General features: G+C 66.8%; 17 protein-coding genes and 1 tRNA gene. 13 read left to right on the plus strand and 5 right to left on the minus strand.

Going from position 1 to position 21,468, the window contains the following annotated elements; genetic code table 11:
* Positions 1 to 30: 30 nt before the first annotated feature.
* Both AC4BAR_RS02900 and AC4BAR_RS02905 read right to left on the minus strand, forming a co-directional pair.
* On the minus strand, positions 31 to 2,571 hold the full coding sequence (locus tag AC4BAR_RS02900; protein WP_490626309.1) for a TonB-dependent receptor: 2,541 nt from the start codon (positions 2,569 to 2,571) through the stop codon (positions 31 to 33).
* Between the two features lie 532 nt (positions 2,572 to 3,103).
* Positions 3,104 to 3,188: transfer RNA gene (locus AC4BAR_RS02905), tRNA-Leu, on the minus strand.
* A gap of 49 nt (positions 3,189 to 3,237) precedes the next feature.
* Here AC4BAR_RS02905 and rnr point away from each other — a divergent pair.
* The gene (gene rnr / locus AC4BAR_RS02910; RefSeq protein WP_490627178.1) at positions 3,238 to 5,514 is read left to right on the plus strand and encodes a ribonuclease R; all 2,277 of its coding nucleotides are present in this window, start codon (positions 3,238 to 3,240) and stop codon (positions 5,512 to 5,514) included.
* Between the two features lie 28 nt (positions 5,515 to 5,542).
* Here the strand turns inward: rnr and AC4BAR_RS02915 are convergent, their stop codons facing one another.
* From AC4BAR_RS02915 to AC4BAR_RS02925, 3 genes are read right to left on the minus strand one after another with little or no spacing between them, the layout of a single operon-like run.
* Positions 5,543 to 7,024, minus strand: coding sequence for an NAD(P)H-hydrate dehydratase (locus AC4BAR_RS02915; protein ID WP_490626310.1), 1,482 nt, complete (start codon positions 7,022 to 7,024; stop codon positions 5,543 to 5,545).
* A 7-nt stretch (positions 7,025 to 7,031) separates the two neighbouring features.
* Positions 7,032 to 8,219, minus strand: a complete 1,188-nt coding sequence (locus AC4BAR_RS02920) for an FAD-dependent oxidoreductase (protein WP_490626311.1) — start codon at positions 8,217 to 8,219, stop codon at positions 7,032 to 7,034.
* A 53-nt stretch (positions 8,220 to 8,272) separates the two neighbouring features.
* Positions 8,273 to 9,622: an amidase gene (locus AC4BAR_RS02925; protein WP_490626312.1), complete on the minus strand. Its 1,350-nt coding sequence runs from the start codon at positions 9,620 to 9,622 to the stop codon at positions 8,273 to 8,275.
* 169 nt (positions 9,623 to 9,791) lie between these two features.
* Here AC4BAR_RS02925 and rpsB point away from each other — a divergent pair, with 169 nt between their 5' ends.
* From rpsB to fabZ, 12 genes are all read left to right on the plus strand, one after another.
* Entirely contained in the window at positions 9,792 to 10,538 is a 747-nt protein-coding gene (rpsB, locus tag AC4BAR_RS02930; RefSeq protein WP_490626313.1) for a 30S ribosomal protein S2, read from the plus strand.
* Positions 10,539 to 10,681: 143 nt separating this feature from the next.
* The gene (gene tsf / locus AC4BAR_RS02935) at positions 10,682 to 11,602 is read left to right on the plus strand and encodes a translation elongation factor Ts (RefSeq protein WP_490626314.1); all 921 of its coding nucleotides are present in this window, start codon (positions 10,682 to 10,684) and stop codon (positions 11,600 to 11,602) included.
* 78 nt (positions 11,603 to 11,680) lie between these two features.
* Positions 11,681 to 12,403: a UMP kinase gene (gene pyrH / locus AC4BAR_RS02940; protein ID WP_490626315.1), complete on the plus strand. Its 723-nt coding sequence runs from the start codon at positions 11,681 to 11,683 to the stop codon at positions 12,401 to 12,403.
* A gap of 54 nt (positions 12,404 to 12,457) precedes the next feature.
* Positions 12,458 to 13,018, plus strand: a complete 561-nt coding sequence (gene frr, locus AC4BAR_RS02945; protein ID WP_490626316.1) for a ribosome recycling factor — start codon at positions 12,458 to 12,460, stop codon at positions 13,016 to 13,018.
* Positions 13,019 to 13,043: 25 nt separating this feature from the next.
* Positions 13,044 to 13,745: a polyprenyl diphosphate synthase gene (uppS, locus tag AC4BAR_RS02950; RefSeq protein ID WP_490626317.1), complete on the plus strand. Its 702-nt coding sequence runs from the start codon at positions 13,044 to 13,046 to the stop codon at positions 13,743 to 13,745.
* On the plus strand, positions 13,745 to 14,590 hold the full coding sequence (locus AC4BAR_RS02955) for a phosphatidate cytidylyltransferase (RefSeq protein WP_490626318.1): 846 nt from the start codon (positions 13,745 to 13,747) through the stop codon (positions 14,588 to 14,590). The genes uppS and AC4BAR_RS02955 overlap by 1 nt, the downstream gene beginning before the upstream one ends.
* Before the next feature lie 37 nt (positions 14,591 to 14,627).
* The gene (gene ispC / locus AC4BAR_RS02960; protein WP_490626319.1) at positions 14,628 to 15,818 is read left to right on the plus strand and encodes a 1-deoxy-D-xylulose-5-phosphate reductoisomerase; all 1,191 of its coding nucleotides are present in this window, start codon (positions 14,628 to 14,630) and stop codon (positions 15,816 to 15,818) included.
* A gap of 10 nt (positions 15,819 to 15,828) precedes the next feature.
* Positions 15,829 to 17,190, plus strand: coding sequence for an RIP metalloprotease RseP (rseP, locus tag AC4BAR_RS02965; protein WP_490626320.1), 1,362 nt, complete (start codon positions 15,829 to 15,831; stop codon positions 17,188 to 17,190).
* Positions 17,191 to 17,272: 82 nt separating this feature from the next.
* A complete protein-coding gene (bamA, locus tag AC4BAR_RS02970; RefSeq protein ID WP_490627179.1) occupies positions 17,273 to 19,510 on the plus strand; it encodes an outer membrane protein assembly factor BamA in 2,238 nt (745 codons plus the stop codon).
* The gene (locus AC4BAR_RS02975) at positions 19,510 to 20,025 is read left to right on the plus strand and encodes an OmpH/Skp family outer membrane protein (RefSeq protein WP_490626321.1); all 516 of its coding nucleotides are present in this window, start codon (positions 19,510 to 19,512) and stop codon (positions 20,023 to 20,025) included. The genes bamA and AC4BAR_RS02975 overlap by 1 nt, the downstream gene beginning before the upstream one ends.
* A 4-nt stretch (positions 20,026 to 20,029) precedes the next feature.
* A complete protein-coding gene (gene lpxD / locus AC4BAR_RS02980) occupies positions 20,030 to 21,022 on the plus strand; it encodes a UDP-3-O-(3-hydroxymyristoyl)glucosamine N-acyltransferase (RefSeq protein ID WP_490626322.1) in 993 nt (330 codons plus the stop codon).
* A gap of 5 nt (positions 21,023 to 21,027) precedes the next feature.
* Positions 21,028 to 21,465: a 3-hydroxyacyl-ACP dehydratase FabZ gene (gene fabZ / locus AC4BAR_RS02985; RefSeq protein WP_490627180.1), complete on the plus strand. Its 438-nt coding sequence runs from the start codon at positions 21,028 to 21,030 to the stop codon at positions 21,463 to 21,465.
* Positions 21,466 to 21,468: the final 3 nt, after the last annotated feature.

The following is a 21,468-nucleotide window of genomic DNA, read 5'->3' on the forward strand; positions in this document are numbered from 1 at the left end:
ATCGCACGGAAAACGGGCGCGGCCGCCGGCTCAGCGCGGTGCCTGGTCGAACTGGTAACGCACACCAACGAAACAGGCGCGGGGCGCGCCTGGCGCATTGAAGGTGGAGCTTTGCAGTGGGAAGCCGTTGGCCCCCGAACCGCCAAAGGGCCTGGCCTGGAAGGCACCGTTCGCATTGAAGGCGGTGGTGCCCAGCTGGGCGGCGGAACTGTAGCGGTGGTCGAGCAGGTTGTTGATCTGCGCAAACCACTCCAGCTGCGGTGAAGCGCGGTAACTGGTGTTGAAATTGAGCACGCCGTAGCCCGCGCTTTTGCCCGAGCCGATGGAGGTCTGACCGTCTGGCTGGTGGCCACCGTTCTCGTTGCCGCGCGCCAACGCGCTGGCGGTGGCGATCAGGTTGAGCCCGACCGACCAGCTGGGGTTGACCTGGTAGTCGATGTCGAACTTGAGCAGGTGGCGTGGGGTCAGCGGAATGCGGTCGCCGGGTCGAACGCTGACATTGCCCGGCAGTCCGGTCTGCGCCGCGTCGTTGCTGCTGTTGGCATTGGCGCTGAAGCTGTCGGCGGTTTGGAAGGTGGCGATCAGGTGGGTGTAATTGACCGCGGTGTGCAGACCACCGGACTGGGTGCTCAGGCCCAGCTCCATGCCTTGGCGCTGGGTTTTGCCAAAGTTCTTGAAGTAACCATAGCCCGGCGTGCTGCCCGCCACAAACAGGATGTCGTCCTGGTTCTGCGCGTGAAAGACGCCGGCGTTCCATTGGGTGGACGGGCTCAGCCGCCCCCGCACGCCCGCCTCGATGGTTCTCGACACCACTTGCTTCAGCGGGGGGTCACCGGCCAGTGCGTTGGGCAACTTGCACTCGTTGTCGGGGTTGGCGCAGCCCAGCTCGATGGCGGTGGGCGCGCGGCTGGCCTCGTTGTAACCCACGTAGGCACTGAAGTCGCGTGACGGTGTGTACGCCAGGCCGATGGCGGGGTTGAGGCGGCTGAACTTGTGGTCACCGTCCAGCGAGTCGATGCCACCCCCGGGGTTGATCGCGTCACGGTTTCGCACGCGGGTGTGGTTGTAACGTCCCGACAGGCTCAGGTGCAGGGTTTGGCCAAAGCTGGTGGTGTTGGCAGCAAAGACGCTGTGGGTCTGGACCCGGCCGCTCAGGTCGACACGGGTGTCAAAGGGCTCGCCGTCGACCTCGCCGCCGGTCACACCGTCGGCGAAATGGGGCAGCCCGGTCACACCGCGGTCGGGCGTGATGTAGCCCAACTGGGTGGTTTGGGTGAACCGGCTGCGGCTGCGGTCGATGGCGGCACCAGCGACGAACTGGTTGCGATGGCCAGCCAACTCGCCCTTGAAGGTCCATTGCCCCGACAAGCCGTGGTTGCTCTGCCGGGTGGCGGAGCGGTTCAGCAGCCCTGAACATTTTTCGCCTGGTTCGTCCAGGATCAGGGTCTGGTAAACGCAGGCCAGGTAGGGGAAGGGCGTGTTCGCGGCGTTCTCGGTGTAGCTGGCCGACAAGCCATAGGGGTTGCCCGGCAGGTTGCGAAGGTAGTTGCGGCCGCTGGCGTTCAGGTACACGTTCTGGTCGAGTGCGCCTTCGTTGACGTCGCCATTGAAGGTGGCGGTGCGCAGACGGCGGTAATACAGGTTGCCCGAAAAGCTCACGCGGTTGGACAGCTCGTGGGAGCCCGTGAGGTTCAGGAACAGCGAGCGGTTTTCGGTGATGTCGGGCTTGGTGTATATCGATCGGTAGTCCTGGGCCAGCAGCCGCTGCTCCTGCAGCCCGTTGCCGTGAAGGCTGTTGTCTGCATAGGCCAGCGACAGGCTGATGTCGCTCTTGGCGTCCTTGTGGCCGAGTTTGCCGAACAACTGGCCCACCCGGGTTGGCGATTCTTCACGCCAGCCGTTGTCACGGAACAGTGTGCCGGCGCCGTACCAGTGCAGGCCATTGGCATTGGCGCCCCCGGTTTCCAATTCTGCGGAGCGACGGCCATGGCTGCCGGCCAGCAACTGCAGCGAGGTGCCTGGGTAATTGACACCGTCCTTGGTGGTCAGCGCCACCGCGCCGCCCAAGGTGTTGAGGCCGTACAGCGGGTTGGACCCCGGCATCAGCGTCACGTTGGCAATGGCTGCCTTGGGAATCAGGTCCCAGCTGACCACGTCACCAAAGGGCTGGTTCAGCCGAACACCGTCCATGTAGATGGACAGACCCTGGGGGGTGCCTAGCAGGGGTGAGGCGGTGTAGCCGCGGTAGTTCAGGTCAACGGCAAAGGGGTTGCCAGAGATCTCGTTCACATGCACGCCACTGAACTGGCGGTTCAGGAAATCGGACAGATCGAGCGCACGGCTGCGGTCCATGGTTTCGGACGTGGCGCTTTGCACGTTGGCGGGGATCTGGTTTTTCGGCAGGCCCCAACCGGACAGTGGGGTGGTGCTGATGACGGTGATTTCTGGCAGCGTGGCTTCGTTTTGCGCCTGCGCCGGTTGGCTGAACGTGGCGGCGATGGCCATCGCGATCAGGCAGGACGGGAAAGCGGGCTTGGCGGGGCGGCGCGCCCGGGTGTTGTGCTGGTTCATCGGTGGCTCAATGGCTGTTTTGTCTCCGCCTGCGAGTGTCGATGAGCTTGGTGCTTCACTGACCAGGAAAAATTCCTGACCTGCGGCCAAGCTGGCCACTGGCATGTTCCTGCCAGCGTTCGATGCCTTGTTGTAAGCAGGTGGTACGCTCGACGCTTCGGATGTCGGCCATTTCCCTTGCGGGAGGCGCGCTGGCATTGTTCTTTCCCGGGGGTGTTGTGTGGGCCCCGGGGCTTGTGGTCACGCCAAGGGGCGAAGGTCAATTGGAGTCTCAGGGCGGCATGCCAGCATCAGACAGCGCTTCACAGCCCAACCCACGGCAGGGCACTCCGGTGTCGACCGTGCGTGGCGGGTGGTGCGAGCTGGGCGCAGTGCAGGCCGACCGAGGCGAAAGCCAGACGACAAAAAGCCATTCGCCGGCGTCCATCTGCATCAAGCAAATGGCCACCGAAGAACAGACTTTCTTTGGAAAAATACTTTTTAGCACGGTGGTTCGCGCATTGCGCGTGAACCTTTATACCGTCACTAAAATTGGTGCCCAGGAAGGGACTCGAACCCCCACGATGTTACTCGCTAGTACCTGAAACTAGTGCGTCTACCAATTCCGCCACCTGGGCATTTCAGGAAAGAGAGAAGTATATCAAACATTTGAGCACCTCCAGCGCATTGCTGGATGAATTTGAAGGCGTTGTGCAAGGTCACCGAGATGGCCATGGTTTTGTGGTCCGTGAAGACGGCGAGCCAGACATCTATTTGCCGCCGAACGAAATGCGCGCCGTGCTGCACAAAGACCGGGTCAAGGCCCGCATCGTGCGGCAGGACCGGCGGGGTCGGCCCGAGGGCCGGGTGGTGGAAATCGTTGAGCGTCCCGCCCATCCCATCATTGGCCGGTTGCTGCAGGAAAGCGGTGTCTGGCTGGTGGCCCCAGAAGACAAGCGCTACGGCCAGGACATCCTGGTTCACAAGACCGGCACCGGCGCGGCCAAACCCGGCCAGGTGGTGGTGGTGGAACTCACCGAGCCACCAAGTTTGTTCGGCCAACCGGTGGGCCGGGTGAAGGAAGTGCTGGGCGAGGTTGACGACCCCGGCATGGAGATCGAGATCGCGGTGCGCAAATACGCCGTGCCCCACGAGTTCTCCGAGGCCTGCATCGCCCTGGCCCGCACGCTGCCCGACAAGGTGCGGGTGCAAGACAAGAAGCACCGCGTCGACCTGACCGACATCCCGCTGGTCACCATCGACGGCGAAGACGCCCGTGACTTTGACGACGCGGTCTACTGCGAGCCTGTGAAAGCCGGCCGCGGCAAGTCGGCCTTCACCGGCTGGCGGCTGCTGGTGGCGATTGCCGACGTCAGCGCCTACGTGGACACCGGCAGCGCCATCGACATCGATGCCTACGACCGCGCCACCAGCGTCTACTTTCCGCGCCGCGTGATTCCCATGCTGCCGGAGAAGCTGTCCAACGGCCTGTGTTCGCTGAACCCCGAGGTCGAGCGGCTGTGCATGGTCTGCGACATGCTGGTCGACGCGTCGGGCGAGGTCCATGCCTACCAGTTCTACCCGGCGGTGATGTTCAGCCACGCCCGTTTCACCTACAACGAGGTGGCGGCCATCCTGGCCAACACCCGCGGGCCGGAAGCGGCCAAACGGGGCGAGCTGGTGCCCCACCTGATCAACCTGGCCGATGTCTACCAGGCCTTGCTGAAAGCGCGCAGCCACCGTGGCGCGGTGGACTTCGAAACCACCGAAACACAAATCGTCTGCGACGACAACGGCCGCATCGAGAAGATCGTGCCGCGCACCCGCAACGTGGCGCACCGCGTGATTGAAGAGGCCATGCTGGCGGCCAACGTCTGCAGCGCCGACTTCATCTCGCAGAGCAAACACGCCGGCCTGTTCCGGGTCCACGAAGGGCCCACCGCCGAGAAGCAGGAAATCCTGCGCGGCTACCTGAAGGCCATGGGCGTGGGTCTGACCATCAGCGACGACCCGACGCCAGGTGAGTTCCAACGCATCGCCGAAGCCACCAAGGACCGGCCCGACGCCCAGCAGATCCACAGCATGCTGCTGCGCTCCATGCAGCAGGCCATTTACACGCCGATGAACAGCGGCCACTTTGGCCTGTCCTACGACGCCTACACCCACTTCACCAGCCCGATCCGGCGCTACCCCGACCTGCTGGTGCACCGCGTCATCAAGGCGGTGCTGGCCAAGTCCAAGTACCAGCTGCCGGTGCTGCCCACGCCGGGCGAGGCCCATGCCAAGCTGGGCAAGCGGCTGCTGAGCCAGCGCGCCAAGAACCCGACGGCCAAGCCGGTGCGCAAGCTCACCGCGGAGCAACAGGCCTGGGAGGCCGCCGGTCTGCATTGCAGCGCCAACGAGCGCCGTGCCGACGAGGCCAGCCGCGACGTCGAGGCCTGGCTCAAGTGCAAGTACATGCGTGAGCACCTGGGCGAGGAGTTCGGCGGCATGGTCACCTCGGCCACCAGCTTCGGCATCTTCGTCACGCTGGACGCGCTCTATGTCGAGGGCCTGGTGCACATCACCGAGCTCGGTGGCGAGTACTTCCGTTTCGACGAGGCGCGGCAGGAGTTGCGCGGCGAACGCACCGGCATCCGTTATGCCATCGGCACCCGGGTGCGGGTGCAGGTCAGCCGGGTCGACCTGGATGGCCGCAAGATCGACTTCCGCCTGGTGCGCGACGACGAAGAGTTGTTGACGCGTGCCATGAAGGACAAGGGCGCGGTGTCTGGCGAGGCCTTGCCACCGATCTCCCAGGGCAAGGCGCCCAAGGCCAGTGCCAAGGCCTCGGCCAAGCGCAGTGGGCGGGGTGAAGAGCGGTCCAGCGGCGGCGAGCGGCCCACCAAGTCCCCGGTGGAGGCGCTGAAGGCGGCGGTGAAACTCGCGGCCGGCAAGAAGAAGGGCCGCAAGCCGCGGCGCTGACAACCCGGCGGCTTGCGGCCGCCGGCGTTCAAGCCAACGCGGTGATGGCCTGGGCCAACCGCTGTGCGGTGAGTGCCTTGCCGGCGGGCCAACGGTCCGCCAGCGCGCCATGGGCCCACACCACCTCGGCCGTGTGCTGTTGCCAGTCGCCCATGCCGGCGGTGGCGGACAGTGCGGCCAGCGCCGCGCCCAGCCAGCCGGCCAGCACGTCGCCGGTGCCGGCGGTGGCCAGCCGGCCATTGCCGCTGCCATTCAGCAGCGGCACACGGCTGGGCGCGGCGACCACCGAGCCCGCGCCTTTGAGCACCACCACCGACCCCAATTCGTCCGCCAGCCGCTGGGCAGCGGCCAGCCGGTCGGCCTGCACCGCGGCGGTGGTCTGGCCCAGCAGGCGCGCCGCTTCCAGCGGGTGCGGGGTCAGCACGGTGCAACGGCCAGCCTGGCCGCGTGCCAGCAGGGCCTGGCGCAACACCGGCGTGGACGCCACCGCGTTCAGCGCGTCGGCGTCCAGCACCAGCGGCGCTTCGGTGGCCAGGGCCCGGGGCAGCCAGGTGGCCACCGCGTCAGCGCCGCCGCAGCCACACACCAGCGGGGTGTGGGTCCAGTCGATGGCGTCCGGCGACCTCACCATCAGTTCGGGCTGCAGCGGGTCCACCGCCAGGCCGCCCCCATCCAGCAGCGCCAGGTAGACCCGGCCGGCGCCGCCGTGCAAGGCCGCGCTGCCGGCCAGCAGGGCCGCACCCACCATGCCGGGCGCGCCGCCCAGCACCACCACATCGCCCCGCGTGCCTTTGTGGCTGGCATGGCGGGCGATGGCCGGCGCGGGCGGGGTGGCCAGGCGGGCGTCGGCGGGCGTTCCGTCGGACGTGACGCCCAGGTCGTCAAACCACAGCTCACCCACCGCGTCCCGGCCGGCGCCGGCGAACAGCCCGGGCTTCAGGGTCAGCAGGCTCAGGGTGATGCGGCGGTTGGCGCCATGGGCAGTCCAGCCTGCGGCCTGGGCGCCGTTGTCGGCGTCCAGGCCCGAGGGCAGGTCCACGCAGAGCACGGTCGCGCCACTGGCCTGCATCTGTTGCAGTTGCAGGGCCAGCCGGCCTTCGGGCGCGCGGCGGGCGCCGATGCCCAGCAGCGCGTCGATGCAGAGGTCGGGGTTGGCCGGCGGGTCGTCGGCCAGCTCCACGCCGGCAGCCCGCGCGCGCGCCAGGGCGGCCTGGGTGTCGGCGCTGGCGCTGGCCGGGTTGCCCAGCCAGGTGACGGTGGGGGCTTTGCCCCAGGCCTGCAACCAGGCCGCGGCCTCCAGGCCGTCGCCGCCGTTGTTGCCGGGCCCGCAGGCGATCCAGATGCGTTGGGCATGGGGCGCGCTGGCCAGCGCCAGCCGGGCCACGGCCAGGCCGGCGCGCTGCATCAGGGTGTGGGGCGGCAGCCGGTTCTGGGCGGCTTGTTCGATGGCCCGGGTGCGGGCCACGCGGTACAGCGGCAGCGGTCCGGCGGTGGTGTCGATGCGGCGCATGGCAGGCTCAGGCCACCGTCATGCCGTCCAGTGCCAGCGCGGCAGCGCGGCCGGCCATCTGGTCGGCCAACACCCGGGCCGAGCCGTTGGCCAGGGCCCAACCACTGGCGCCATGGCCCAGGTTGAGCCAGACGCCGGGGATGCCGCTGGCGCCCAGCCGGGGCAGGCCGTCGGCCATCACCGGCAGCGCGGCCCGCCATTCCTGCACGTCGCCGGTGACCCGGGCCGCGCCAGGAAACCAGTCACGCAGCACCTGGTAGAGCAGGGGCAGGGCGGTGCTGCGGGCCTTGTCGTCGCCGCGGCCCATCTCGGCGCCACCCGCCACCCGCACCCGGTGGCCAATGCAGGAGATGCTGACCCGGTGGCGCTCGTCCCAGATGGCGCTGCGCGGTGCGTTCAGTGGCTCGCGGATCTGCGCGCTGACCGAGTAGCCGTGCACCGCCGCCAGCGGCAAGGTCAGGCCCAGGGGCTTGAGCAGCCGGGCGCTGTCGGCACCGGCGCACACCACCACCGCGTCAAAGGCCTGGGCCTGGAGGTCACCCGCCACGCCCAGCTGGGTGGGCGCGCGGCGCTGCAGCGGCTGCACCGCGGCGTTCAGCACAAAGCGCACCCCCATGGCCTGGGCGGCGTTTTTCAGCAGCAGCGCGAACTGCCGGCAGTTGCCCAGTTCGTCGTCTTGAAAAAACGCGGCGCCGAAGAAGTCGGTGTCGGGGTTCAGCGCCAGTTCCAGCTTGCGCACGATCGCCGGGGTCAGGTCTTTGACGCTGATGCCGGCCTCGCGCAAGGCCTGCAGCCGGGGCTGGGCCTGCCGGCTGTCTTGCTCGCTGCGGAACAGCAGCATCAGGCCCTGGCCGCCGTCAAAGGTCAGCTGCAGCTCGGTGGCGACACGCTGGCGCTGGGCCTGGCTGTACAAGGCCAGCTGGCTCAGGGCCTGCAGGCTGGCGGGGCGGGTGGTTTTTTGCTTGCGCCGCTGCCACAGCCACGCCACCTCGTGGGTGGCCAGCCGCAGGCCGCTGTCCACCGCGCCGGTGGCCGGCTGCACATGGCCGGGGCCGAGCAGGCTGCCGCTGGCGAAGCTGGCTTCTTCGGCCACCGAGTTGCGCCGGTCCAGCACCGTGACCTCGTGGCCGTCGCGCGCCAGTTCGTACGCGGTGCACACACCCACAATGCCGGCGCCGACAACGGCAATTTTCATGACAGGTCCAGGCGGTTGATCAACGGCGTATTTTGCGGCACGCGCGACCGGGCTCAGCCGGCCGCCAGCGCAGCCTCCACCTGCAAGCCCAGACCCAGCAGGCGCTCGTCCTGCATCGCGCCATGCCACAGCATCAGCCCCACCGGCAGTTCGCCGGCCTGGTGGCAAGGCAGCGACAAGGCGCAGCCGTCGAGCAGGTTGACCACGCTGGTGTTGCGCAGCAGCAAGGCGTTGGTGGCGTAGTACAGGTCGTCGTCGGCCAGCAGTGGCGCCATCGGCGGTGCCACCAGGGGCACGGTGGGCGACAGCAGCGCGTCAAAGGGCGCCAGGCGCTCGGCCATGCGGGTGATCCAGCCTTGGCGCTCGGCCCGCAGCGCTTGCAGCTCGGCCTCGCTGAGGGCGGCGCCGCGCAGCAGCCGGCTCAGCACACGGGGGTCGTAGTCGGCCGGCCGGGTCTCGACCCAAGGGCGGTGCCAGGCGTAGGCTTCGGCGGTCACCAGCGCGCCCTTGGCCTGCATGGGACCCAGCTCGGCGATCTCCGGCAGATCGATCTCGTCCACCGTCACGCCTCCCCGGCGCAGCCGGTCCACGCTGCGCCAGAAGGCGGTGGCCACCGTGGCGTCCAGCCCGTTCAGCATCACGGTGCGGGCCACTGCCAGCCGGCGCTGGGGCAGCGGGGTGGCGTCCAGCACCACCGGCCGACCGGACAACACCCCGTGCACCACCACCGCATCGCGCACCGAGCGGGTCATGGCGCACACCGTGTCCAGGCTGGGGGCCAGCGGCACCACGCCGGTGGTGGGCACCTGTCTTGCCGTGCTTTTGAAGCCGACGATGCCGTTCAGTGCGGCCGGGATGCGGATGGAGCCGCCGGTGTCGGTGCCCAGGCCGACAAAGGCTGCGCCGGACGCCACCGACACCGCCGCCCCGGACGACGAGCCACCCGGGATGCGGGGCGTCAACGGGTCGGCCCAATTGGCCGGGGTGGTCTGGCGGGGGTGGGTGCCCACGCCAGCAAAGGCAAATTCCACCATGTGGGTGCGACCCAGCAACGCGCCGCCGGCCGCCCGCAGCCTGGCCACGGCCGGGCAGTCGGCCGCGGCCGGGGGCTGGTGGGCCAGGATTTGTGAGCCGGCTGCGCTGACCTGGCCGCGGACGTCGAACAAATCCTTGACCGACACCGCCAGCCCGGCCAGCGGCTGGTCGGGCGAGGCGGCGCGTGCCGCTTGCCGTGCGCCGTCCAGGTCGGTGAACAGAAAGGCCGGTGCCACCGCCGCTGACTGGGCGATGGCCAGGCAGGGTTCCAGCAGCGCCTCGGCCGTCCAGTCGCCGCGCCGCAGGCCGTCCCGGGCAGCCACCAGGTCCAGGGCAGGGGGAGACAGGGGCAGGACGGGGGAGGGCATGGGTGGTATACTCGACAGGCTGTGCAGGGGTGATTTTGGCCGGGGAAACCTGGATTCAAGGCCACATCGGCGCAGAAATCGCAAACCGGTTCAACAAGGTGTTGCCAGTGGCCATCAGGGCTGCGGGCAAAACGAATCGGCTTTAAGACCCAACCTTTGGAGAGAAATTATGGCTACGACCATGCGTGAAATGCTGGAAGCCGGTGTCCACTTTGGCCACCAAACGCGCTTCTGGAACCCCAAGATGGCCCCGTACATCTTTGGCCATCGCAACAAGATCCACATCATCAACCTGGAAAAATCGCTGCCGATGTTCCAGGAAGCGGCGAAGTTCGTCCGCCAGCTGTCCGCCAACCGCGGCACCATTCTGATGGTGGGCACCAAGCGCCAGGCCCGCGAAATCGTGGCCACCGAAGCGCAGCGCGCTGGCGTGCCTTACGTCGACCAGCGGTGGCTGGGCGGCATGTTGACCAACTTCAAGACGGTCAAGACCTCGATCAAGCGCCTGAAGGAAATGAAGCTGCAGCAAGAAGCCGGCCTCGAGAGCCTGAGCAAGAAAGAGCAGCTGATGTTCACCCGCGAGATCGAAAAGCTCGAAAAAGACATCGGTGGCATTCAGGACATGAACGCCCTGCCAGACGCGATTTTCGTGATCGACGTCGGTTACCACAAGATCGCCATTGCCGAAGCCCGCAAGCTGGGCATTCCGCTGATCGGTGTGGTCGACTCCAACCACTCGCCCATCGGCATCGACTACGTCATCCCCGGCAACGACGACTCGTCCAAGGCCGTGACGCTGTACGCCCGTGAAATCGCCGACGCGATCCTCGAAGGCCGCGCCAACGCCTCGCAAGACGTGGTCAAGGCCGTGGCAGCCGAGTCCGACGAGTTCGTGGAAGTCGAAGCTTCGGCTTGAGCCACCTCCGGCGTTGAAAAGGGGCTCGCGTAGCCCCTTTTTTACGCACCCCCTTCAGGCCGGCCGACGCTGGCCAGGGCCCCTGGCCGTTGTTGGCCGGCGCCCGACCGCTACACAACCCTCGCTAATCAGGAGAATCACAAATGGCAATCACTGCAAGCATGGTGGCTGAACTGCGCGCCAAGACCGACGCGCCGATGATGGAATGCAAGAAGGCGCTGACCGAAGCCGGTGGCGACATGGCCAAGGCCGAGGAGCTGCTGCGCGTCAAGCTGGGCAGCAAGGCCGGCAAGGCCGCGGCCCGCGTGACCGCTGAAGGCGTGGTCGCCAGCTTCATCGACGGCAGCACCGGTGCGCTGATCGAAGTCAACTGCGAAACCGATTTCGTCACCAAGAACGACAGCTTCCTGGCCCTGGCCAAGGCCGCCGCCGAGCTGGTGGCCAAGCACAACCCGGCCGACATTGCCGCCCTGGGCGCCGTGGCCTACAGCCAGGACGGTTTCGGTCCCACGCTGGAAGACGTGCGCAAGGGCCTGATTGGCAAGATCGGCGAGAACATGAGCTTCCGCCGCTTCAAGCGTTTCGCCTCCGGCGCCAAGCTGGCCGCCTACCTGCACGGCACCCGCATCGGCGTGGTGGTGGAGTTTGACGGCGATGAGGTTGCCGCCAAGGACGTCGCCATGCACGTGGCCGCGATGAAGCCGGTCTCGCTGACCAGCGCCGAAGTGCCCGCCGAGCTGATCGAGCGCGAGCGCTCGGTGGCGGTGGCCAAGGCCGCCGAAGACAAGGCCAAGGCGATTGCCGAAGGCAAGCCGGTGCAGTCCGACGAAATCGTCACCAAGCGTGTCGAAGGCGGCGTGCAGAAGTACCTGAAGGAAGTCTCGCTGTTCAACCAGTCCTTCGTGAAGAACGACAAGCAGACCGTGGAGCAGATGCTCAAGGCCGCTGGCACCAGCGTCAAGGGCTTCACGCTGTACGTGGTGGGCGAAGGCATTGAGAAGAAGGTTGACGACTTCGCCGCCGAAGTGGCAGCCCAGGTGGCCGCCGCGAAAGGCGCCGCCTGAGCGTCTTTCCCACGCCGAGGGCCGGTGTTGCGACCGGCCCAGGCGCTAAACTACGCGCAGTTTTAGGAGCCCGTGAACATGCCGTCTGACCGCCCAGCCCACAAGCGCATCCTGCTCAAGCTGTCCGGTGAGGCCCTGATGGGCGACGACGCGTTCGGCATCAACCGCGCCACCATCGCCCGCATGGTCGAAGAGGTGGCCGAGGTCACCCGGCTCGGCGTCGAGGTGGCGGTGGTCATTGGCGGCGGCAACATCTTCCGCGGTGTGGCTGGCGGCTCGGTCGGCATGGACCGCGCCACCGCCGACTACATGGGCATGCTGGCCACGGTGATGAACGCGCTGGCCCTGGCCGACACCATGAACAAAGCTGGCCTGATCGCCCGCGTGATGTCGGCCATTGCCATCGAGCAGGTGGTGGAGCCCTATGTGCGCCCCAAGGCCTTGCAGTACCTCGAAGAGGGCAAGGTCGTGATCTTCGCCGCCGGCACCGGCAACCCGTTTTTCACCACCGACACCGCGGCCGCGCTGCGGGGCGCCGAAATCGGTGCCGAGGTGGTTCTCAAGGCCACCAAGGTCGACGGTGTCTACACCGCCGACCCCAAGCTCGACCCCACGGCGACCCGGTACACCCAGATCACGTTCGACGAGGCCATGGCCAAGAACCTGGGCATCATGGACGCCACCGCTTTTGCGCTGTGCCGCGACCAGAAACTGCCCATCAAGGTGTTTTCGATCTTCAAGCACGGCGCCCTGAAGCGGGTGGTCATGGGCGAAGACGAAGGCACATTGGTCCACGTTTGACCGCATGGCGCTTGCAGGCGCCATCGCCGTCACCGACATCCATGAGGAAACGCCATGACGATTGACACCATCAAAAAAACCACCGAAGCCAAGATGCACCAGTCGGTGGACGCGTTCAAGAACAACCTGACCAAAATCCGCACCGGCCGTGCCAACCCGGCTTTGCTGGACACGGTGCAGGTGGAGTACTACGGCTCGCTGGTGCCGATCAGCCAGGTGGCCAACGTGGGCCTGCTGGACGCCCGCACCATCAGCGTTCAGCCCTGGGAAAAAGGCATGGGCGCGAAGATCGAGAAGGCCATCCGCGAAAGCGACCTGGGCCTGAACCCGTCCTCGCAGGGCGACCTGATCCGCGTGCCGCTGCCGCTGATGAGCGAAGAGCGCCGCAAGGAACTGACCAAGCTCGTCCGCAACGAGGGCGAGTCGGCCCGCATCGTGGTGCGCAACCTGCGCCGCGACGCCAACGAGTCGGCCAAGAAGCTGGTCAAGGACAAGCTGATCTCCGAGGACGACGAGCGCCGCTCGCACGACGAGGTGCAAAAGCTCACCGACCGCACCATCCTCGAGATCGACAAGCTGGTGGCGGCCAAAGAGCAGGACATCCTGGCCGTCTGACGCCACCCACCCGCACGCCGCGCCCATGACCGCACCCCACCACATCGCCATCGTCATGGACGGCAACGGCCGCTGGGCGACCCGCCGTTTCCTGCCACGGGTGGCGGGCCACCGCCAGGGCGTGGAGTCGCTGCGCCGCTGTGTGCAGGCCTGTATCGACCGCGGCGTGAAGGTCTTGACGGTGTTCGCGTTTTCCTCGGAAAACTGGAACCGGCCCGCCGAAGAAGTGTCCAGCCTGATGGGCTTGCTGGCCCATGCGCTGGGCGCCGAGGTGGCCGAGCTGCAGCGCAACGGCGTGCAACTGCATTTTGTCGGTGACCTGAGCGCGCTGTCGCCCAAGATGCGCCAGGGTCTGGCGGAAGCCGAGCGCAGCACGGCGGACAACCGGCGTCTGGTGTTGAACGTCTGCTTTAACTACGGCGGGCGCTGGGACATTGCCCAGGCCGCGGCCGGGCTGGCGGCGCGTGGCGAGGCCATCACCGAGCAGTCGCTGGACCGGGCCATGGCGCTGGCCCATGTCGATGACCCCGACCTGCTGATCCGCACCGGCGGTGAGCAACGCTTGAGCAATTTCCTGCTCTGGCAGGCCGCCTACGCCGAGCTCTATTTCAGCCCCAAGTTCTGGCCCGACTTCGACGAGGCCGAACTCGACGCCGCACTGGCCGCCTACCGCCAGCGTGAGCGCCGTTTCGGACTCACCGCCGCCCAAGTGCAGCAGGCCGCCTGATGCTGCGCACCCGCATCATCACCGCGATCGTCCTGCTGGCCGTGCTGCTGCCGGCCTTGTTTTACCCCTCGTTTGAGCCGTTCTGTGCACTGGCCCTGCTGCTGATCGCGGCCGGGGGCTGGGAATGGGGCCGCCTGAACCGGCTGGGCCAGGTGCCGGCTGTGGCCCTGGCCGCGCTGAGTGTGCTTTTGTGTGCCGGCATGTGGGGCGCGGGCTGGCTGTTGACGCCGCAACCGGTGCTCTGGCTGTGTGCCGGTGCGGCCTGGGTGCTGGGTGGTGCGCTGCTGCTGCGCCAGGGCGTGGTGGGCTGGCCGCTGATTCCTTTGGCCGTGCGGGTGGTTGGCGGTGTGCTTGCCCTGTGCCTGGCCTGGCTGGCGATTGCCCAGGCCCGGGTGATCGGCGTCAACTTTTTGCTGTCTGCCTTTGTGCTGGTCTGGGTGGCCGACACCGGTGCCTACTTTGCCGGCCGTACTTTCGGTGGCCGTTTCAGCCGCAGCAAGCTGGCCGCTTCCATCAGCCCCGGCAAAAGCTGGGAAGGGGTGTGGGGCGGCATGCTGTGTGTGTTGTTGCTGGCCGCCGGCTGGGTCTGGGCCGACCAGCATTGGCAGGCGGCCGTGCCCAGTGTCTTCAGTCGATTGGCCGGCCAGCACCTGGGCCTGCTGGTGCTGGGCGCCTTGTTTTTGTCGGCCATGAGCGTGGTTGGTGACCTGGTGGAGTCGCTGATCAAGCGCGCTGCCGGTGTCAAGGACAGCAGCGGCCTGTTGCCCGGCCATGGCGGTGTGCTGGACCGGGTGGACGCCTTGTTGCCCACGCTGCCGCTGGTCATGATGCTGGTGTCGCGATGAGCGGCGTGATGGCCACTGCACCGGCTGTGCCCGCCCCATGAAACAACGCATCGCTGTTCTCGGCTCGACCGGCTCCATCGGCACCAGCACGCTGGATGTGCTGGCCCGCCACCCCGACCGTTTTGAGGTGTTTGCGCTGACCGCAGCCACCCAGGTCGACCTGATGCTGGCCCAGTGCCAGCAGTTTCGCCCGCGTTATGCGGTGATGGCCAGCGCCCCCCATGCGGCCTTGCTCGCCGACAAGGTCCAGCAGGCTGGCTTGCCTTGCACCGTGCTGTCTGGCCCCGATGCCATTGACAGCGTGGCCGCCCATGAACAGGTGGACGCGGTGATGGCTGCCATCGTCGGCGCGGCCGGCCTGGCCGCCTGCCTGGCCGCCGCCCGTGCCGGCAAGCGGCTGCTGCTGGCCAACAAGGAGGCCTTGGTGGTGGGCGGTGAGGTGTTTCTCGCCGCGGTGCGCCAAGGCGGCGCCCGGCTGCTGCCCATCGACAGCGAACATTCCGCCATCTTCCAGTCGCTGCCCGAAGACCCGGCCACCTGGTCGGAGCGGGTCGACAAGATCATCCTGACCGCCTCCGGTGGGCCCTTCCGCACCCTGCCGGTGGCCGAGCTGCGCGACGTCACGCCGGAGCGGGCCTGTGCCCACCCCAACTGGGTGATGGGCCGCAAGATTTCGGTGGATTCGGCCACCATGATGAACAAGGCGCTGGAGGTCATCGAGGCGCGTTACCTGTTCGGCCTGGCGCCGGCGCAGATCGAGGTGGTGATCCACCCGCAAAGCGTGATTCACTCCATGGTGCAGTACCGCGACATGTCGGTGGTGGCGCAGCTGGGCACACCCGACATGCGGGTGCCGATTGCCTACGGCCTGTCCTGGCCGGAGCGGGTGGTGTCGGGCGCCGCGGCGCTGGACTTCAAGGCCATGGCGGCGATGAGCTTCGAGTCGTTTGACAGCCTCGATCACCGCGCCCGTTTCCCTGGCCTGCAGCTGGCCTGGGACGCCTTGCAAGCGCCGTCGGGCACCTGCGCGGTGCTGAACGCGGCCAACGAGGTGGCGGTGGACGCCTTTCTGAACAGCCGCATCCGTTTCGACCAGATCCACGCGGTCAACCTGGCCACCTTGTCGGCGGTGCTGCCCGACCACCCGGACGACCTGGGGGCTTTGATGGCGCTCGATGCCCAGGCCCGGGCTTCGGCGCAAGATGCGGTGCGGCGTTTCGCCGCATGAGGACTCTGCCATGTTGACCCTGGTTGCTTTTGTGGTGGCCCTCGGGCTGCTGATCGCCGTCCACGAGTACGGCCACTACCGCGTGGCCGTGGCCTGCGGCGTCAAGGTGCTGCGCTTCTCGGTGGGCTTTGGCAAGGTGATTTACCGCTGGCAGCCCCAGGGCAGCCCCACCGAATTCGTCATCGGCGCGTTTCCGCTGGGCGGCTACGTCAAGATGCTGGACGAGCGCGAAGGCGAGGTGGACGCGGCCGAGCGCCACCTGGCCTTCAACACCCAGCCGCTGCGTTCCCGGGTGGCCATCGTGGCGGCCGGGCCACTGGCCAATTTGCTGCTGGCGGTGGTGTTGTACGCCACCGTGAACTGGGCCGGTGTGGACCAGCCCCGGGCGGTGCTGGCCAGCCCGGTGGCCGGTTCGCTGGCCGAGCGGGCCGGGCTGGTGGGCGGCGAGACGGTGACCCAAGGCGCGTTCGCCGGCGAGGCCCTGGCGCCCTTGACTTCGTTTGAAGACCTGCGCTGGTTGCTGGTGCGCGGTGCGCTGGACGGCCGCGACGTGACGCTGGCGCTGCAGGCCGGCGACGGCGGGGCCTTGCGTGACGTGACGCTGCCAACCGCCCAGGTGGGCGCCAAGGATGCCGACGCCGCGCTGTTCCGCAAGATCGGCCTGCTGGGCCCGTGGACCCGGCCGGTGATGGGCGACATCCTGCCCGGCAGCGCGGCCGACAAGGCCGGCCTGAAAGCCGGTGACCAGGTGCTGAAGCTGGGCGCGGTGGCGGTGGTCGACGGCCAGCAACTGCGCGAACTGATCAAGCACACCCACACCGATGGCCAGCCCCTCACACGCACCTGGCAGATCGAGCGGGCCGGGCAGACACTCTCGCTGGACGTGACCCCCGAGCTGGTGGACGAGGCCGGTGCCAAGGTGGCCCGCATCGGTGCCTATGTCGGTGCCGCGCCGGCCTTCGTGACCGTGCGTTACGGCCCGCTGGATGGGCTGTGGCGCGGCGCGGTTCGCACCTGGGAGGTGTCGGCACTGACGCTGAAGATGATGGGCAAGATGGTGGTGGGCGAGGCCTCGCTGAAAAACCTCACCGGCCCTTTGACGATTGCCGACTACGCCGGCAAATCGGCCAGCCTGGGTCTGAGCGCCTACCTGGTGTTTCTGGCGCTGATCAGCGTCAGCCTGGGGGTGTTGAACCTGCTGCCGCTGCCGGTCTTGGACGGGGGGCACCTGATGTATTATCTTTGGGAGGGTGTCACAGGGCGCAGTGTGTCCGACGCATGGATGGAGCGGCTTCAACGTGGGGGCGTCGCGGTGCTGCTGCTCATGATGTCGATCGCTTTGTTCAACGATGTCACCCGTCTTCTAGGTTAGATTCCGCCGCATGGCGCTCTTCATGACACACCAATTCAAACATTCCAAGCTTCTCTCCACGTCGGCGCTGGCCGTGCTGCTCATGGCCAGCCATGTGGCCTGGGCGGTGGCACCCTTCACCGTCCGGGACATCCGGGTCGAGGGCTTGCAGCGGGTCGAGCCGGGCACCATCTTCGCGTCGCTGCCCTTCCGTGTGGGCGACAGCTACAGCGATGACAAGGGCGCCGCGGCCATCCGTGCGCTGTTCGCGCTGGGCCTGTTCAAGGATGTGCGGCTGGAGGTCAATGGCGACGTGCTGGTGGTGGTGGTGGAAGAGCGCCCCACGGTGGCGGCGGTGGATTTTGTCGGTACCAAGGAGTTCGACAAGACCGCCTTGCAAAGCGCGCTGCGCGACATCGGCCTGACCGAAGGCCGGCCCTTCGACAAGGCCCTGGCCGACCGCGCCGAGCAGGAACTCAAGCGCCAGTACATCAACAAGAGCTTGTACGGCGTTGAGGTGGTGACCACCGTCACGCCGATCGAGCGCAACCGGGTCAATGTGTCGTTCAACGTGATCGAAGGCGATGTCGCCAAGATCAAGGACATCCGCATCGTCGGCAACAAGGCCTTCAGCGAATCCACGTTGCGCGACCTGTTCGACCTCGACACCGGTGGCTGGTTGAGCTTCTACACCAAGAGCGATCGCTACTCCCGCGCCAAGCTCAATGCCGACCTGGAAACCCTCAAGTCCTACTACCTGACCCGGGGCTTTCTGGAGTTCCGCATCGACTCCACCCAGGTGGCGATTTCGCCGGACAAGCAAAGCATCTCCATCACGCTGAACGTCACCGAAGGTGAGCGCTTCGTGGTCTCGGGCGTCAAGCTGGAAGGCAACTACCTGGGCAAGGACGAGGAGTTCAAGTCGCTGGTGACCATCAAGCCCGGCCAGCCCTACAACGCCGACCAGGTCACCGACACCACCAAGGCCTTCACCGATTACTTCGGCACCTTTGGTTATGCCTTCGCCCGGGTCGAGGCCCGGCCCGAGATCGACCGCGAAAACAACCGGGTGGCCTTTGTGCTGCAGGCCGAGCCCTCGCGCCGGGCCTATGTGCGCCGCATCAACGTGGCGGGCAACAACCGCACCCGCGACGAAGTGATTCGCCGCGAGTTCCGCCAGTTCGAATCGTCTTGGTATGACGGCGACAAAATCAAGCTGTCGCGTGACCGGGTCGACCGCCTGGGCTATTTCAAGGAAGTCAACATCGACACCACCGAGGTGCCGGGCACCACCGACCAGGTTGACCTGAACGTCACCGTGGCCGAGAAGCCCACTGGCAACCTGTTGATCGGTGCCGGTTTCTCCAGCGCCGAAAAGCTGTCGCTGGTGTTCAGCATCAAGCAGGAAAACGTCTTCGGCACCGGCAACTACCTGGGTGTGGAAATCAACACCAGCAAGTTCAACCGCCAGATCGTCTTGAACACCACCGATCCCTATTTCACCGCCGACGGTGTGTCCCGCACCTTCGAGGTCTACCACCGTGCCTCCCGCCCCTTCAACGACCAGGGCGGCGACTACCAGTTGGTGACCAGCGGCGCCAGCACCCGCTTCGGTGTGCCCTTCAGCGAAACCGACGTGGTCTACTTCGGCGCGGGTGTGGAGCAGACCACCATCAAGCCGGGCACCAACATCCCGGCCGCCTACCTCAGCTATGCCAACCAGTTCGGCTACACCAGCCAATCGCTGCCATTGACGGTGGGCTGGTCGCGTGACGACCGCGACAGCGCCCTGGTGCCGTCGCGCGGCCGTTTCCAGCGCGTCAACGCCGACTTCGGCGTCGGCGGTGATGTGAAGTACGTGCGCGGCAACTACCAGGCCCAGCAGTACATCCCCATCAACAAGCAACTCACCGTGGCCTTGAACGGCGAGTTTGGCTACGGCAAGGGCCTGGGCGGCCGGCCCTTTCCCATCTTCAAGAGCTTTTACAGCGGTGGCCTGGGTTCGGTCCGGGGCTTTGAGCAGGGCACATTGGGCCCGCGCGACATCACCGGCGCCTTCATCGGCGGCTCCAAGAAGATCACCCTCAACGCCGAACTGCAGGCGCCGTTTCCCGGTGCCGGCAACGACCGCACCTTGCGTGTGTTCGGCTTCTTCGATGCCGGCAATGCCTTCGGTGACGACGACCCCATCCGTTTCAACGAACTGCGCACCTCGGCCGGTGTGGGTTTGAGCTGGATCTCACCGGTGGGCCCGCTGCGCTTTGCCATTGCGAATCCGATTCGCAAGCAGGCAGGCGATAGAATCCAAAAATTGCAATTCCAGATCGGAACCTCGTTCTAATGAAGCATTCTTTCCGTCACTTTGCCGCGGGTGCCGCCTTGGGCGTGTTGACGCTGTGCGGCAGCGCCCAGGCGCAAGAAGTGCGCATCGGCTTTGTCAACACCGACCGCATCTTCCGCGAGGCCAACTCGGCCAAGGCCGCGCAGACCAAGCTGGAGCAGGAGTTCTCGCGGCGCGAGAAGGAAATCGTCGACGCCGGCAACGCGCTGAAGGCCCAGTCGGACAAGTTCGAGCGCGAAGCGCCCACCATGTCCGAGAGCCAGCGCGCGTCCAAGCAAAAGCAGCTGATCGAGCAGGACCGCGATTTCCAGCGCAAGCGCCGTGAATTCCAGGAAGACCTGAACTCGCGCAAGAACGAAGAGCTGCAGCAGGTGCTGGAGCGGGCCAACAAGGTCGTCAAGCAGGTGGCCGAGGCCGAGAAGTACGACGTGATTCTTCAGGAAGCCGTCTACATCAACCCCAAACACGACATCACGGAGAAGGTCCTCAAGGTCCTGAACTCCGGCGGCAAGTAAGTCCGTGGCTGGGGGGTCGCTGCGCCTGGCCGACATCTCCGCCGCCCTGGGTGGTGAGTTGCTGGCCCCGCCCGACCTGTTGATCACCGGCCTGGCCCCGCTGGAGGCCGCTGGCCCCAGCGAACTCAGCTTTCTCAGCCACCCCAAGTACGCCAGCCAGCTCGCCAGCTCGGCCGCTGGCTGCGTCATCGTCGGCCCAGCCGCCCGTGAGGCGGCACTGGCCCGCGGTGGTGCCATCGTCACCGACCAGCCCTACCTGTATTTCGCCCGTGTCACCCAGCTGTGGAAGGCGGGCCGCGCGCCGGCCAACCGGCCGCCCATCCACCCCAGTGCGGTGGTCGATCCCGAGGCCGAGGTCCATCCCACGGCCCGCATCGGCCCGCTGTGTGTGGTGGAGCGGGGCGCCCGCATCGGTGCCGGCACGGTGCTGACCTCCAGGGTCACGGTGGGCGAGTTCTGCAGCATCGGTGAACGTGGCCTGGTCCACCCCGGCGTGGTGATCGGTGCCGACGGCTTCGGCTTCGCGCCCAACGCCGGCGCCTGGGAAAAAATCGAGCAGCTGGGCGCGGTGCGCATCGGCAACGACGTGGAGATCGGCGCCAACACCTGCATCGACCGCGGCGCGCTGCACGACACCGTGCTGGACGACGGCGTCAAGCTCGACAACCTGGTGCAGATCGGTCACAACGTGCGGGTCGGCAAACACACGGCCATGGCCGGCTGCGTGGGCGTGGCCGGCAGTGCCGTCATCGGCGCCCATTGCACCTTTGGCGGCGGCGCCATCGTGCTGGGCCATCTGACGGTGGCCGACCATGTCAACGTGTCGGCCGCCACCGTGGTCACCCGCTCGCTGCTGAAGCCGGGCCATTACACCGGCATGTTCCCCATCGACGACAATGCCGCCTGGGAAAAAAACGCCGCCACGCTGAAGCAGTTGCACCGCCTGCGTGAGCGCCTGAAGGCCCTCGAGGCCATTGAGAAAAAGACAAGCACATGACGACGATGGACATCCACCAAATCCTGAAACAGCTGCCGCACCGCTACCCCATTTTGTTGGTGGACCGGGTGCTGTCGCTGGAGAGCGGCCAGCGCATCGAGGCGCTGAAGAACGTGTCGATCAACGAGCCGTTTTTCCTCGGCCATTTCCCGCACCGCCCGGTGATGCCGGGCGTGTTGATTCTGGAAGCCCTGGCCCAGGCCTCGGCGCTGCTGGCTTTTGACATGCTGGGTGTGGCCGCCGACGACAACTCGGTGTTTTATTTCGTCGGCATCGACGGCGCGCGTTTCAAGCGGCCGGTCGAGCCCGGTGACCAGCTGCGTTTGCTGGTTGAGCTGGACCGCGTGCGCGCTGGCATCTACAAGTTCAAGGCCAAAGCCATGGTCGGTGACGAGCTGGCTGCCGAGGCCGAACTGATGTGCACCCGTCGCAACATTGCCTGAGGA

The sequence above is a fragment of the Rhodoferax sp. SPJ4 genome (genome assembly GCF_058216275.1).